Below are 14,356 nucleotides of genomic sequence, written 5' to 3'. Positions count from 1 at the left end.
TTATGAATAGTGTTACTATAAGCGATGGAAAAATGACCGCAATAATTAGTCATTTTTGGATTATAGGAACTATTATTGCTTTTATACTAAACATAAATACAAAAAATAGTTTTGCTAGTTTTTACACTAAACAAATGCTTGGTATACACCTGCTTTCTTTTTTAAATGGATTAATTATTTTTAAATATTTAGGAGGTTTTGCTGGCTATGCTGTAAGTATATTATTATTTGTTAGTTGGATTATCAGCTTTATGGCTGCCATTAAAGGGGAACGAAAATTAATTCCATTTTTAGGAGATCAATTTCAAGATTGGTTTAAAGGAATTTAAAATAAATTACATCATAAATATGCGAATAGATTTTATTATTTATTTGCATATTTTTTTATTAAAACACATGTATTAAAATGCTAAATTACATTATAAGAGAGCCTAAACAGGCAACTACTAATCCACCGTTATTAATTTTATTGCACGGATATGGTAGTAATGAAGACGATTTATTTTCGTTTGCACAAGAATTACCTGAAGATTTACTAATTGTTAGCGCACAAGCTCCTTACCAAATGGGTGGCGGTGCTTTTGCTTGGTATGCCATTAATTTTGATGCCGTTAAAGGTAAGTTTTCAGATTTAGAACAAGCAGCAACATCTGTAACTAAAATTGCTAGTTTTATTGATAAAATTAAAGAAAAATACAACACGAATCCTGATAAAACCTTTGTTTTAGGCTTTAGTCAAGGGGCTATTTTAAGTTATGCCTTGAGTTTAAATTACCCAAATAAAGTGCAACATGTTATTGCGCTTAGTGGTTATATTGATGAAAATTTAATCAAAAATCAGCAAGAAAACACTAAAATCACAACTGATTATTATATTTCTCACGGAACGGTTGACCAAGTAATTCCTGTGGATTGGGCTAGAAAAGCACCTGTATTTTTAGAGGAAAACAACTTAAAAAATGACTATTCAGAATATAATGTTGGGCATGGTGTTGCGCCTCAAAATTTTTACAGTTTTAAAACTTGGATAGAAAATCGTTTGTAAATTTGAATAAAGAGTAGCTTCTTGTCATACCTGAACTAAATTCAGGTTGACGGATGAAATTTAAACAGGCTCTTACTAAAAAAAACCGAGCTTAAAACTCGGTTTTTTTGATGTTTTTTTATCATAAATAAGCAAAAAATTAGCCTAATATTTGACTTGCGTGTTCTTTTGTTTTTACTTTACTGATAATATCTTCGATGATTCCATTTTCATCAATAACAAAAGTGGTTCTGTGAATACCATCATATTCACGTCCCATAAATTTTTTAGGTCCCCAAATACCAAAAGCATTAATTACTTCTTTTTGTTCATCTGCTAATAAAGGAAAAGGTAAATCATGTTTGTCAATCCATTTTTGTTGACGCTTTGCCGAATCGGCACTTGCTCCTAAAATAGCGTAGCCTTTTGCCAAGAAAGATTGATAATTATCTCTTAAATCGCAGGCTTCATTAGTACAACCTGGCGTACTTGCCTTCGGATAAAAAAATAAGACTAATTTTTTACCCTTATAATCTGAAAGTTTTACCACATTTCCTTTTTCATCTACCGATTCAAAATTTGGCGCGGCATCTCCTACTTGTAATGTTGTCATAATTTTTGAGTTTGAATAGTTCGTTCTACTATCAAAGTTACAACGTTGCTTTGAATTATCAATAAATTGACACTTGTTCTTTGTTAGTTTGTATCTTTGAGACTTATTTCTTGTCAAATAATCTTAAAAAATACAAAGAATGACCAAGGCTGAAAAAGTGCAATTTGTTATTGATACACTAGCTGAATTATATCCAGAAATACCTGTTCCTTTAGATCATAAAGATCCTTATACCTTGTTAATTGCGGTGTTATTATCGGCACAATGTACCGATGTTCGAGTAAATAAAATTACGCCTTTATTGTTTGCCAAGGCAGATAATCCCTACGATATGGTAAAAATGAGTGTCGAAGAAATTAAGGAAATTATCCGTCCTTGTGGTTTATCGCCAATGAAATCAAAAGGAATTCACGGTTTATCAAAAATATTGATTGAAAAACACAACGGTAAAGTTCCTCAAAGTTTTGAGTATTTAGAAGAATTACCTGCCGTTGGGCATAAAACTGCGGGCGTGGTCATCAGCCAAGCATTTGGAGTTCCTGCATTTCCTATTGATACACATATTCATCGCTTATTATATCGTTGGAATTTAACCAATGGAAAAAATGTTGTGCAATCTGAAAAAGATGCAAAACGCTTATTTCCTGAAGAAATATGGAACGATCTTCATTTACAAATAATTTGGTACGGACGGGAATATTCTCCTGCTCGTGGTTGGGATTTAGAAAAAGATATTATTACCAAAACCATCGGAAGAAAATCAGTTTTAGATGATTATTACAAGAAAAATAATCTAGAAAAAAGCAAATTATAGGCATAAAAAAGCTTCAACAATTTATTTTGTTGAAGCTTTTTCAAACTAATTCAAATTCAATTCAATCAGATAATTAGATTTAGTTTTAATTACACTTAATGATTTAGAAAAGTTAATTAAAAACTGAATCGTTTCTTTGTTGGGGTTCATTTTGAAATCGGAAGATTTATCTAAGTAAACTTTCATCATATATACCTATTGTTTTCAAGTATTTAACGATAAAAATTAAGCGTTATTGCCTAATTAACTAGAACTATATTATTTTTTTCAATTATTTTTCGCATATTAATTAAAGCATAACGCATTCTTCCTAAAGCTGTATTGATACTTACCCCCGTATTTTCAGCAATTTCATTAAAACTCATATCGTTATAAATACGCATTTTTAATACTTCTTTTTGCTCCTCAGGTAATTCTTCTAACAGCTCTTTTACATCTGCCAATATTTGCTCTTTTATTATCTTGTTTTCTACATTTAGACTACTATCTGTTAACACCGAAAAAATATCAAAATCTTCCGTGTTTTTAAATTTAGGCATCCTGTTATTTTTTCTAAAAAAATCAATAATTAAATTATGAGAAATACGCATAACCCAAGGTAAAAACTTCCCTTCTTCGTTATAATTTCCTTTTTTTAATGTTTTGATTACTTTTATAAAAGTGTCTTGAAATAAATCTTCTGTAGTGTCTCTATTTTGTACTTTACTATAAATAAAACTGTACAAACGCTGCTGATGACGCTTAATTAATAATTCTATCGCCAATTCTTTTCCGTTAATGTAGTCTTTTACTAAAACGCTATCGCTTACAATATCTTTATATACCATAATTACTTTTTTACAGAGCACCTTAAGCGCTCTTTTGTTAAGGGGGAGGATTCTTAAAAGTAATTTTTTAGGTATAGGCTGTAATTAATTGATTATTAGACTTCAAATATGTGATTTTTTTTCGATAAAAACAAGAATTATTCCATTTTTATTAAAAAAACTACAAAGCCTTTTCCGCTTATTTAATCGAGAAATCGTACTTTTATCGCTTATTTTTTAAGTACATGAAAAGAGACCTTTCTGCCATCGATCCCAAAGAAAATATTATTATAAAAGGAGCTAGCTTACACAATTTAAAAAACATTGATGTTGTTATTCCTCGTAATAAATTAGTAGTAATAACAGGGCTTTCAGGTTCTGGAAAATCAACCCTAGCTTTTGACACTTTATATGCCGAAGGACAACGACGTTATGTAGAGAGTTTATCATCATATGCCCGTCAATTTTTAGGAAAACTACACAAACCAAAGGTCGATTATATTAAAGGTATTTCACCTGCAATTGCTATTGAGCAAAAAGTAAATTCTACCAATCCTCGTTCTACGGTAGGAACCTCAACCGAAATTTACGATTATATAAAACTTTTATACGCTCGAATTGGTAAAACCATTTCGCCAATATCGGGTAGCCAAGTAAAAAAACATACGGTTTCTGATGTTGTCAATTTTATAAAAACATTCGAAGAACGTAGTAAATTATTACTTTTATCTCCTATAACAATCAACGAAAAAAGGGATTTAAAAACCGTTTTACAGGTGTTAACTCAACAAGGATATGCCCGTATAAAATACAATAATAATGTTTTAAGAATTGAAGATTTCCCTATTGATCACTATGCTACATCCGAAGAAAAAGGACTTTTTTTAGTTGTTGATAGAATTGTTACTAAAAATGAAGATGATTTTTACAATCGTTTAGCTGATGCTATTCAAACCGCTTTTTTTGAAGGAAAAGGAACTTGTTTTATTGAAAATTTAGGCGATAAAAAAATTACAGAATTTAGCAATAAATTCGAATTAGACGGCATTACTTTTTTAGAACCAAATACCCATTTATTTAGTTTTAATAATCCCTACGGAGCTTGCCCAACCTGCGAGGGTTACGGAAGTGTTGTAGGTATTGACAAAGAATTAGTGATTCCAAACACAGGTTTATCTATTTTTGAAGATGCTATTTTTCCTTTTAAAACCGACAGCTATAAACACTATAAAAATGAGCTGGTTTTAAATGCCATGGATTTTGATATTCCTATTCATAAACCTTGGTTTGAACTTTCTGAAATTCAAAAAGAATTGGTTTGGAACGGAACCAATAAATTTGAAGGAATACATGATTTATTCAATAAATTGGAAGAAAAAAGCTATAAAATTCAAAATAGAGTATTGCTTTCTCGCTATCGAGGGAAAACAAGCTGTACCGATTGCAATGGAAAACGACTTCGAAAAGAAGCCAATTATATACAGGTTCATGGAAAAATAATTTCCGATTTAGTAACACTTCCTTTAGATGAATTATCAGCATTTTTTAATACTTTAAAACTCGATGAACACGAAAATGCCATCGCAAAAAGATTACTTACTGAAATTAATAATCGTTTGCGATTTTTAACCGATGTTGGCTTAAATTACCTAACTTTAAATAGAACCTCTAACACCCTTTCTGGAGGCGAAAGTCAGCGAATAAATTTAGCAACATCCTTAGGTAGTTCACTAGTTGGTTCTATGTATATTTTAGATGAACCGAGCATTGGGTTACATCCGAAAGATACCGAAAAACTTATTGAAGTTTTAAAAAATTTACGCAATTTAGGAAACACCGTTATTGTGGTAGAACACGATGAAGATATTATGAAACACGCCGATTATATTATTGATATCGGCCCAGAAGCAGGAACTTATGGCGGTAATGTGGTGGCCCAAGGAACTTTTGATGCTATTATGAAATCGGATTCTTTAACGGCTAAGTATTTATCAGAAGAACTTAAAATTGATATTCCAAAAACACGTAAAACATCAAAAAACACCATCAATATTATTGGTGCTCGTGAGCATAATTTAAAAAATATTGATGTTTCTTTTCCGCTAAATACTTTAACTGTTATTACAGGAGTTTCTGGAAGTGGAAAAAGCACACTCGTTAAAAACATTTTATATCCTGCGATGCAGAAAAAACTGCTTGGATATGGCGAAAAAATGGGGCAATTTACCCAGATTACAGGAAGTTTTGAAAGCATAAAACACGTCGAATTTATCGATCAAAATCCTATCGGACGTTCTTCAAGGTCAAACCCGGTAACTTACATAAAAGCCTACGATGATATTCGAAAATTGTTTTCGATTCAAAAATTAGCGAGTATCAGAAATTATCAACCAAAACATTTTTCTTTTAATGTTGATGCAGGACGTTGCGAGGTTTGTAAGGGCGAGGGAATAGTTACTATTGAAATGCAGTTTATGGCTAATGTGCATTTGCAATGCGATACTTGCCACGGAAAACGCTTTAAAAAAGAGGTTTTAGAAGTTCATTTTGGTAAAAAATCTATTGATGATATTTTAAATTTAACCATTGACGATGCTGTTACTTTTTTCGAAGAACGAGAACAATTTAAAATTTCTCGTAAACTAAAACCCTTGCAAGATGTTGGCTTAGGATATGTACAATTAGGGCAATCGTCATCAACTTTATCGGGTGGAGAAGCGCAACGTATAAAGTTAGCTTCTTTTTTAATGAAAGGAAACACCAAGGATAAAACTTTATTTATTTTTGATGAACCTACCACAGGGCTTCATTTTCATGATATTAAAAAATTACTTACCTCTTTTAATGCCTTAATAAATAAAGGTCATTCGATTATTGTAATTGAACATAATATTGAATTAATTAAATGTGCCGACTATATTATTGACCTTGGTTTACAAGGCGGAAAAAATGGTGGAAATTTAATTTTTACAGGAACTCCAGAAGATTTAATCAAAAATAAAGACTCTTTTACAGCGCATTATTTAGCCGATAAATTGATATAAAAAATAGAAAAGCTGCCTAACCTTTTCGGGATAAGCAGCTTTAACATAACAAAAATTAACAAAACTCAATAGTTCTTACTTACTGAAGGTTTTTATCACCAACAGTCGGATTGTACACATAGTTAAAAGTATAATATTGTGCACCTGAATTTTTAGGATCGGCAGAATTTGAACTGTCCATATCTTTATAATAACTTAAAATTTCTATTTTAGCATAATTCCCATCAATCGTTTTTACAACAAGTACTTTTCCTGCTACAGGATTTATACTGTGGTCAGAAAAATTATAAGTGTACCACAAACTTTTTGGCAAGGCTAACATTCCTTTTTCATCTTGCTTAAAACGAGCAGATTCGGGGGCTTTTGTAATCTCTGAAAAAGTTCCTAAGGCTAAAGCGACACTTGCTTCTCCTGTTCTTTTTGGCTCTTCTTTAACTCCTGTCGATTCTCCTCCATTAACGATAATTGTGGTGGCTCTAAAGGCGATATCCCAATTATCATCGGTTACAATTCCTCCTTTTTTAAAGCTAAACTTTACAAATTCACCTGAAGCCGTTGGAGGATTTACCGCATAATCGGTAAGTTGTTTTGCGTGTAAGTTTTTAATTTGTTTTGCCATAACTGGCTCAAAAACATCATCACTGCTATTATCACTACAAGAAACAGCTACAAAAGCAACTAAAACGATTAGCAAAATTGATTTTAAAATTTTCATTTTATATATATTTACTTGATTATTTTTTATCTAAAAATTAAACTGAAGACTTCCGTAAAAAGTTGTTCCTAACTGTAAAACGGTGTCGTTATTTTTAAATGTTTTTTTATTTTCTTCTCCCTTTTCATTAAACAAATTATTAACCCCTACTCGAAGATTCATTCTGTTAAAAAATGTTTTGGTAGCGGCAATATTTATTTGTGTATTTCCTGCTACAAAATCATCAAATTCATCAATAACTCCTTGACTATTATTCGTGTCAAACAAGGCGTATTTACTTCGATAAACAGCTCTAATATTTGCCGAAAAATCATGGGCATAATTTTCATAAAAAACTTTAAAGTTTAGCATATGCTTCGATTTATTTGGCAAGCCATAATAATTTGAAAGTTTCATTTTTTGAGAAGGCGAAGTACTTGTTTTTCTAAAAAATATCTCCCCCGATTTCAGCTGATCTTCTTGTATTTTATCTCCTGTATCTAAAAATTGATACCCTGTTAAAATGCTAAAATTTGATGTAATTTTATAGTTGATATTTAATTCTACTCCTTGCATATAAACCTGGTTTCTATTTCTATAAGAAAAAACTCTCGTTCCTATTGGCAATCCTAAAGAAAGTGGTTTTAATCGGGTGTCAAAAAAATCAATCATATCTTTTAAATCGTTTCTAAAAATATTGACATCTAATTTTAACTTTCGAGTAGGTTTTAGTTGAAATCCGAAGTTATAACCAATCGAACTTTCGGGTTTTAACTCTTTTTCAATGGTTTTTATTTCAGAAATATCTGGAAATAACTGATGTATTGTTTGCGTTCCAAAAACAACATATCCGTTTGCTGAATTTTTAAAATTGAAATGAAGCTGTCTAAAATCAGGCGCTTTAAAACCAAAACCAACCGACCCTTTTGCGGTAAACCATTTATTTATTTTATAGCTAGAAGATAACTTAGGAGTAAATGCCGATTTATATTGATTACTTTTTTCAAATCTAGCACCAATAATTACATTTAACTTGGCATTCGGATTAAAATCAAACTGCCCAAAAACATAAGGCGTATCGTATTTTTTAACGCTATTAAATTCCGTTCTTTCTAATGAGTTAAAATTTGATCCTAAACCTACAACTAAGGTGTTTTCACCAAAAACAGCAGTCGATTTAATTTCAGGACGCATTAATTTTTCATTGTATAGCTTATCTTGTTCATTAAAAACACTTTCTGTAGTATATTTTGTAGTATAAAACAGGTAGTTTAAACTCCAATTATCCTTTATTTTATGATGTATATTGGTGTTAATATTCCAATCTGTTCGCTTGTTTTTAGCTGATTTAATAGCTTGTTGCGATTGTGTATAAAATCGTGAAGAAACTACGGTTTTTAAATGATCAGAAAAATCATAACTTAGCTTTAAATTTCCTGTAAAATTCTGATGCGCTTCTGTTGTTTTTGAAGTGGTTTCTGGAGATAAATCAAAGCCATTGCTCGAATTTAAATTAATACCAGAAACCAACCCAAATCGCTTCTTTTTTAACTTAATATTGCTGTTAATATCTAATTCATTTGCTGCGCCACCTTTTGCTAAATAGCTTACAAAACCTTCTATTTCACCATTTTTTGGCTGTTCGGTAATGATATTAATAACACCACCAATCGCCTCAGAACCATACAAAGATGACGACGGTCCTTTAACAATTTCTATTTGTTTGATGTTGTTTACACTCAGCCTACTTAAATCAATATTTCCGGATGCTCTTCCTACAACAGGAACTCCATCGATTAAAATTAAGGTGTAATCAGCAGCAACTCCCTGAATTTGTACGCCTTGAGAGCCTCCAAAATCAGATACTAAAGTAATACCTGTTTGTTCTAATAAGATATCTTTTAGTCGTACCGCACCTGATTTTTGTAATTGTTCTTTCGAAATTAAAGTAACAGGCATGGGTATTGATGATAACTGACGCTTTGTTCTTGTTGCTGTTACCACCACTTCTTCTAAACCATAAGAAGCGGTACAACCATTGTCAGTAGCCATTTTTTCTTGTGAAAAAACAGTTAAACTGATAAAGGCAAATACACTTACAAACTTCCTATGTAGAAACATTCTTAATAATTTTCGGCAAATATATATTCTTATTATTAATCAATCTAAATAAATTGTATATTTTTACAAAAAATTTATTACATCAAAAATAATCCTTAAAATGAAAAATTTATTACTGGGAAGTTTAGTACTTCTTTTCGCTGTTTCGGCAAATTCTCAAAGTAAAAAAACAAAAGATAAAGAGGCTATCAAAAAAATGTGTGGTTGTTTTGAAGTAACTTTTAATTTTGCAGAAACCTTTAATAATAGTAAAGACTCCTTATACAAACCTTCGAAAATAAAAATTGATACTGCTTTAGAATGGGCGGAATTAATTGAAGATGAAAATAACAAAATTGCCATACAGCATTTATTGCAAGTTGGTAATCCTGCAAAACCGCACATCGTAAAACATTGGCGACAAGATTGGGAATATCAAAACCAAGATTTTTATATGTTTAATGGTGACAACAATTGGTTGTATGAAAATAAAACTAAAGCAAGTGTAAAAAAACAATGGACACAAAAAGTGTATCAAGTAGATGACAGCCCTCGTTATGAAGGTTCAGGGTCATGGGTACATGTTGATGGGAAAACTTACTGGGAAAGCACCACTGACGCACCTTTACCTCGTAGAGAATACACCAAAAGAAGTGATTATAATGTAACCGAAAGAGGAAACCGTCATGAAATTACAAACTATGGATGGTTGCACGATCAAGACAATAAAAAAATCATCAGAAAAACAGGTGAAAAAGATGTAATTGTAGCATACGAAAAAGGATATAATACCTATGTTAAAGTTGCCGATTCTAAATGTAAACCTGCACAAAAATGGTGGAAAGAAAACCAAGAAAAATGGCAGTTAGTTAGAAATAAATGGAGTGACATATATGCTAAAAATACCGATCTTTCTTTAGAGAAAAAAGTTAAAAATAAACCTTTATATAAACACTTGTTTTCAGATAAAATAGCTACCGATAAAGATATAAATAACATTATTGAAGCCTTTGTTAAAAAATAATTCAAATGAAATTATTTAAACAACTTTTATTAGCTAGTCTTTGCTGCATTAGTACATTGGTTTTTTCTCAAAACACAAACATTTTTTTACAAAGAGATTTTTGGAAAACAAACCCTAGTATTGAACTAATAAATCAAAAAATACAAGAAAAAAATAACGCTACTGCATTAAATTCTCACGGATTTGATGCAGTTACTTACGCTATTTTAGAGAACGTTTCGAATGCTACAATCAACTATTTACTAAGCTTAAAAGGCAATGGCATTGAAAAACTTACACACGATAAAAGAACCTATGTTTTTTGGGCGGCTTATAAAGGAAATGTTGGGTTGGTAAAACATTTTATAGAGAATAACGCCAAATTAAACATTAAAGATTCACATCATTTTTCGCCCTTAACTTTTGCCGCGGCAACAGGGCAAACAAATATCGAAATTTATAATTTGTTTATCAAAAATGGGATTGATATTAAAAATGATTTTGATGAAAATGGTGCAAATGCACTTTTATTAGCCATGCCTCATTTTAAAGATTTTAAGCTAATCGATTTTTTTATTTCTAAAGGATTATCGTTAAAAAGTGAAGATAATCACGGAAACGGCGCATTTAATTATGCTGCTAAAAAAGGAAATAAAACAATGCTTGAATTGCTGATAAAAAAAGGAATTTCTTCTAAAGGATTAAATAAAAACGGTGGAAATGCGTTTTTACTAGCCTCAAAAGGTTCAAGAAATGGCTATAATTCACTTGCCTTTTTTAAATACTTAGAAAATACAGGAATCAATCCAAATATCAGTAATAATAAAGGAGAAACTCCACTTCATAATTTGGCTTACGGTAATAAAGATATTGCTATTTTTAAGTACTTTTTAAGTAAAGGAATTGCTGTAAACAAAACAGATTCCCAAGGAAATACCGCCCTAATAAATGCTGCTATTAGAAATTCGTTAGCGGTGATTAAATTGTTAGCATCAAAAACTAAAAACATTAATCAGACCAATAAAAAAGGGGAATCGGCACTTACAAAATCATTAAAAAACAGCCCTGATATTGTGGCATTTTTACTAAAAAAAGGTGCAGACATTTCTGTGATTGATGCCAAAGGAAATGGTTTAAACTATCATTTATTCAAAACATTTAATGATAAAAAAGAAGCTGAATTTGAACAAAAATTAACCCTATTAGAAGCAAAAGGCTTACAGGTTGGTAAAGCTCAAAAAAATGGAAATACCTTGTATCATTTGGCAGTTCAAAAACAACATTTAGCGATGTTAAAATTTATCAAAAAGTATAAAATTGATATCAATACTAAAAATGAAAAAGGTTTAACAGCATTGCAAGAAGCCGTATTAATTGCTAAAAACAGCGTTATTATTAAGTATTTAATTGCTCAAGGTGCTCGCAAAAATGTAAAAACAGCTTTTCAAGAAACGCTATACGATTTAGCAAAAGAGAATGAAGCTTTAAAAAATACTGATATCAATTTTTTAAAATAATCAAAAAACTTATTTTTTTTGATTTAGTAAATTATTAAAAATTTAAAAATGAAAAAAGTACTTATAATTTTAAGTGTAGCCTTCGGAATTATGGCATTTAATACTTCGGATGCGCTAAGCTATAAATGTATGATCCAAATGAAAAATTATACGGGCGAAGGTGCCTATATTATTGTTTCATTACTCAACCCAAACGGCGAATATGAAAAAACTTTAGCTGTTCAAGGCGATGACCAAGAATGGTATTCAGACATTACCGAATGGTGGGGTTTTCAAGGGAAAGTTCGTACAGATATTGATGCCATTACAGGCGCAACTATTAGCCCAGGAAACAGAGCGATTACCATGCTTCAATTTGATAGTAAAAAACTAGATAAAGGCTATAAAATCAGGTTTGAATCGGCCGTGGAAGACCAAGAATATTATAAAGATGATATTGAATTTGAACTGACTTCAGAAAACTTAAAAAATAAAAAGGAAGGCAAAGGGTTTATCCGATATATTCGCATGATTGCACAATAAATTTCAATAAAAAATGACCATTTCAATTTGGAGGTATAGCCACTTAACTTTGGCTATATCTTCTTTTATTTTTATCCTTACCGCCTCGATTACAGGTATTATTTTAGCTTTTGAACCTATTTCAAATCAGTTAAAACCCTACGCAATACCTACCAATCAAATTAGCCTTTCTCAAACAATATCATCTTTAAAAAGAGAATATCAAGAAATTATTACACTAGAGGTTACTCAAAATAACTTCGTTATTGCTTCGGTAATTACCAAAAAAGGGAAAAACAAACGCTTTTACATCAATCCTATTTCTGGTAAAAAAATAAACAATATTATTCCAAAATCAAAGATTTATAAATGGGCTACAAACCTACACAGATCGTTATTTTTAAAATCTACAGGGCGGTTTTTAGTTGGGTTATTCTCTTTCTTGCTACTTTTAATTACCATAACAGGAAGTATTTTAATTATTAAAAGACAAGGCGGAATTAAACGCTTTTTTAGCAAAGTTGTTAAGGAGAATTTTGCGCAATATTACCACGTAGTTATTGGGCGTTTTGCCTTAATCCCTATTATTATCATTACTGTTACAGGTGTTTATTTATCTTTAGAAAAATTTAATATTTTACCTAATACTAAAATTAAACACACCTTTAATTCGAGTAGTTTTACGGGTTTTTCTTCGGATAAAAAATCTGTTAAAAAAATTCCTATTGAAGATTTCGCTAGTTTTAAAAACATCAAATTAAGTGAATTAAAAAGCATTGAATTTCCTTTTTCTGATGATAATGAAGATTATTTTTTATTAAAATTACACTCAAAAGAACTAATTATACATCAATATTCAGGTAAAATTATTAGTGCTAAAAATATCTCTTTAACAGCTATTTTAGTTGATTGGAGTTTATTTTTACACACAGGACGTGGCACTATTTTTTGGGCGATTATTTTACTTTTAACAGCTATTTCTATTTTATTTTTTAGCTATTCAGGTTTTGCTATCGCCTTAAAAAGAAAGCAAAAAAGCCTGCTTCCTAAAAATACTATTAAAAAAGATATTGCCGAAATTATCATCCTTGTAGGATCGGAAACTGGTGAATCTTTTAGAAATGCAACTTCTTTATATAATGCGCTTATTATCAGCAAAAAATCAGTTTTCATAGCGCATTTAAACGATTATACTTCCTATAAAAAGGCACAACATTTACTATTATTAACCTCTACCTACGCCGAAGGAAAAGCACCTGTTAATGCTACAAATTTTTTAAATTTATTACAAAAAACAACACCTGAAAACAATATAAAATATGCCGTAATTGGTTTTGGTTCTTTGGCATATAAAGACTATTGTAAATTTGCCATTGATATTGATAATGCCCTTGAAAAGCATCCAAAATTTGAAAAAATAACAGCTCTTTATAAAATTAATAATCAAGATTTTTTAGCCTTTAAAAAATGGGAATTAGAATGGTGTCAAAAAACAGGTATTAATTTACAGCTAAAATTAAACATCCAAAAACATAAAAAACAACAACAATTTTCGGTAGTTAGTAAAACCTTATTAAACAATGATGCTTGTTTTTTAATTCGATTAAAACCTATTAAAAAGATAAAATTTACCTCGGGCGATTTAATGGCTATCATTCCTAAAAAAGATGGTGTTAAACGCTTATATTCTGTTGGTAAAATTGAAAATGATGTTTTATTAAGCGTCAAAAAACATGAATTTGGCGTGTGTTCTAATTTACTTTCAAATCTTGAAAAAAACACAATTTTAAAAGCCAAAATAGAAAAAAATAAAGCGTTTCAATATCCGAAGAAATCAAAAAAAGTTATTTTAATTGCCAACGGAACAGGAATTGCTCCCTTTTTAGGAATGTTAAATAACAGTGGTGAAACCCACTTGTTTTGGGGCGGAAGAACGCAAGAATCCTTAAAAATATACCTACCTTTTTTATCGGATTTAAACCCTAAAAATATTCACATTTCTTATTCGCAAGAAAAAAATAAGATCGCAAAACAATATGTGCAAGACAGCATTTTTAATGAACCCGATTTAATTGCCGATACCTTAAAAAATAATGGAAGTATTCTAATTTGTGGTTCTGTTGCCATGATGAATGGCGTTTTAAAAGTTTTAGCTCAAATTGCTTTGCAAAAATTAAATACTCCAATTGATAAATTTAATGCTACTTATAAACAGCAAATTAAAACAGATTGCTATTAAA

The 14,356-nt window shown here is 30.4% G+C and carries 12 protein-coding genes; 8 read left to right on the top strand and 4 right to left on the bottom strand.

Translation table 11 applies throughout. The annotated features are described in order from the left end of the window. Positions 1 to 2 precede the first annotated feature (2 nt). Both DPIF8902391_RS10015 and DPIF8902391_RS10010 read left to right on the top strand, forming a co-directional pair. A complete protein-coding gene (locus DPIF8902391_RS10015; protein ID WP_058884549.1) occupies positions 3 to 329 on the top strand; it encodes a hypothetical protein in 327 nt (108 codons plus the stop codon). Positions 330 to 406: 77 nt separating this feature from the next. Next, positions 407 to 1,045 carry an alpha/beta hydrolase gene (locus tag DPIF8902391_RS10010; protein ID WP_172505743.1) on the top strand — a complete coding sequence of 213 codons (639 nt, stop codon included), beginning with the start codon at positions 407 to 409 and terminating at the stop codon, positions 1,043 to 1,045. 139 nt (positions 1,046 to 1,184) lie between these two features. On the opposite strand, the gene bcp is transcribed toward DPIF8902391_RS10010, so the two are convergent. Beyond that, positions 1,185 to 1,637, bottom strand: a complete 453-nt coding sequence (gene bcp, locus DPIF8902391_RS10005; RefSeq protein ID WP_058884547.1) for a thioredoxin-dependent thiol peroxidase — start codon at positions 1,635 to 1,637, stop codon at positions 1,185 to 1,187. Between the two features lie 139 nt (positions 1,638 to 1,776). On the opposite strand from bcp, the gene DPIF8902391_RS10000 reads away from it, so the two are divergent. Next, positions 1,777 to 2,451, top strand: coding sequence for an endonuclease III domain-containing protein (locus tag DPIF8902391_RS10000; RefSeq protein ID WP_058884546.1), 675 nt, complete (start codon positions 1,777 to 1,779; stop codon positions 2,449 to 2,451). 239 nt (positions 2,452 to 2,690) lie between these two features. Here the strand turns inward: DPIF8902391_RS10000 and DPIF8902391_RS09995 are convergent, their stop codons facing one another. Beyond that, complete coding sequence (locus DPIF8902391_RS09995; RefSeq protein WP_058884545.1) at positions 2,691 to 3,278, bottom strand: RNA polymerase sigma factor; 588 nt, start codon at positions 3,276 to 3,278, stop codon at positions 2,691 to 2,693. A 224-nt stretch (positions 3,279 to 3,502) separates the two neighbouring features. On the opposite strand from DPIF8902391_RS09995, the gene uvrA reads away from it, so the two are divergent. After that, positions 3,503 to 6,301: an excinuclease ABC subunit UvrA gene (uvrA, locus tag DPIF8902391_RS09990; RefSeq protein ID WP_172505742.1), complete on the top strand. Its 2,799-nt coding sequence runs from the start codon at positions 3,503 to 3,505 to the stop codon at positions 6,299 to 6,301. A 79-nt stretch (positions 6,302 to 6,380) separates the two neighbouring features. Here uvrA and DPIF8902391_RS09985 read toward each other — a convergent pair whose 3' ends face one another. Next, on the bottom strand, positions 6,381 to 7,016 hold the full coding sequence (locus DPIF8902391_RS09985; protein ID WP_172505741.1) for an HmuY family protein: 636 nt from the start codon (positions 7,014 to 7,016) through the stop codon (positions 6,381 to 6,383). Between the two features lie 30 nt (positions 7,017 to 7,046). After that, a complete protein-coding gene (locus DPIF8902391_RS09980) occupies positions 7,047 to 9,116 on the bottom strand; it encodes a TonB-dependent receptor plug domain-containing protein (RefSeq protein WP_172505740.1) in 2,070 nt (689 codons plus the stop codon). Positions 9,117 to 9,216: 100 nt separating this feature from the next. On the opposite strand from DPIF8902391_RS09980, the gene DPIF8902391_RS09975 reads away from it, so the two are divergent. From DPIF8902391_RS09975 to DPIF8902391_RS09960, 4 genes are read left to right on the top strand one after another with little or no spacing between them, the layout of a single operon-like run. Continuing rightward, on the top strand, positions 9,217 to 10,119 hold the full coding sequence (locus DPIF8902391_RS09975) for a DUF6607 family protein (protein WP_058884541.1): 903 nt from the start codon (positions 9,217 to 9,219) through the stop codon (positions 10,117 to 10,119). Between the two features lie 5 nt (positions 10,120 to 10,124). Beyond that, positions 10,125 to 11,615, top strand: coding sequence for an ankyrin repeat domain-containing protein (locus DPIF8902391_RS09970; RefSeq protein WP_172505739.1), 1,491 nt, complete (start codon positions 10,125 to 10,127; stop codon positions 11,613 to 11,615). A 48-nt stretch (positions 11,616 to 11,663) separates the two neighbouring features. Next, positions 11,664 to 12,137, top strand: coding sequence for a DUF2271 domain-containing protein (locus DPIF8902391_RS09965; protein ID WP_058884539.1), 474 nt, complete (start codon positions 11,664 to 11,666; stop codon positions 12,135 to 12,137). Positions 12,138 to 12,150: 13 nt separating this feature from the next. Beyond that, on the top strand, positions 12,151 to 14,355 hold the full coding sequence (locus DPIF8902391_RS09960) for a PepSY domain-containing protein (RefSeq protein WP_172505738.1): 2,205 nt from the start codon (positions 12,151 to 12,153) through the stop codon (positions 14,353 to 14,355). The last annotated feature ends 1 nt before the right edge of the window (position 14,356 follow it).

The organism is Tenacibaculum finnmarkense genomovar ulcerans, assembly GCF_900239495.1.
Taxonomy (GTDB): domain Bacteria; phylum Bacteroidota; class Bacteroidia; order Flavobacteriales; family Flavobacteriaceae; genus Polaribacter; species Polaribacter ulcerans.
Note: the sequence above shows the minus strand (reverse complement) of the source record. Positions and strands in the feature narration are given on the sequence as shown.

Excerpts from the sequence above, each read along its gene's own strand:
- DPIF8902391_RS10010 (WP_172505743.1), top strand. The coding sequence starts at position 407 with ATGCTAAATTACATTATAAGAGAGCCTAAACAGGCAACTACTAATCCA.
- DPIF8902391_RS10000 (WP_058884546.1), top strand. The coding sequence starts at position 1,777 with ATGACCAAGGCTGAAAAAGTGCAATTTGTTATTGATACACTAGCTGAA.
- DPIF8902391_RS10015 (WP_058884549.1), top strand. The coding sequence starts at position 3 with ATGAATAGTGTTACTATAAGCGATGGAAAAATGACCGCAATAATTAGT.
- bcp (WP_058884547.1), bottom strand. The coding sequence starts at position 1,637 with ATGACAACATTACAAGTAGGAGATGCCGCGCCAAATTTTGAATCGGTA.
- DPIF8902391_RS09995 (WP_058884545.1), bottom strand. The coding sequence starts at position 3,278 with ATGGTATATAAAGATATTGTAAGCGATAGCGTTTTAGTAAAAGACTAC.
- DPIF8902391_RS09975 (WP_058884541.1), top strand. The coding sequence starts at position 9,217 with ATGAAAAATTTATTACTGGGAAGTTTAGTACTTCTTTTCGCTGTTTCG.
- DPIF8902391_RS09980 (WP_172505740.1), bottom strand. The coding sequence starts at position 9,116 with ATGTTTCTACATAGGAAGTTTGTAAGTGTATTTGCCTTTATCAGTTTA.
- uvrA (WP_172505742.1), top strand. The coding sequence starts at position 3,503 with ATGAAAAGAGACCTTTCTGCCATCGATCCCAAAGAAAATATTATTATA.
- DPIF8902391_RS09985 (WP_172505741.1), bottom strand. The coding sequence starts at position 7,016 with ATGAAAATTTTAAAATCAATTTTGCTAATCGTTTTAGTTGCTTTTGTA.
- DPIF8902391_RS09965 (WP_058884539.1), top strand. The coding sequence starts at position 11,664 with ATGAAAAAAGTACTTATAATTTTAAGTGTAGCCTTCGGAATTATGGCA.
- DPIF8902391_RS09970 (WP_172505739.1), top strand. The coding sequence starts at position 10,125 with ATGAAATTATTTAAACAACTTTTATTAGCTAGTCTTTGCTGCATTAGT.
- DPIF8902391_RS09960 (WP_172505738.1), top strand. The coding sequence starts at position 12,151 with ATGACCATTTCAATTTGGAGGTATAGCCACTTAACTTTGGCTATATCT.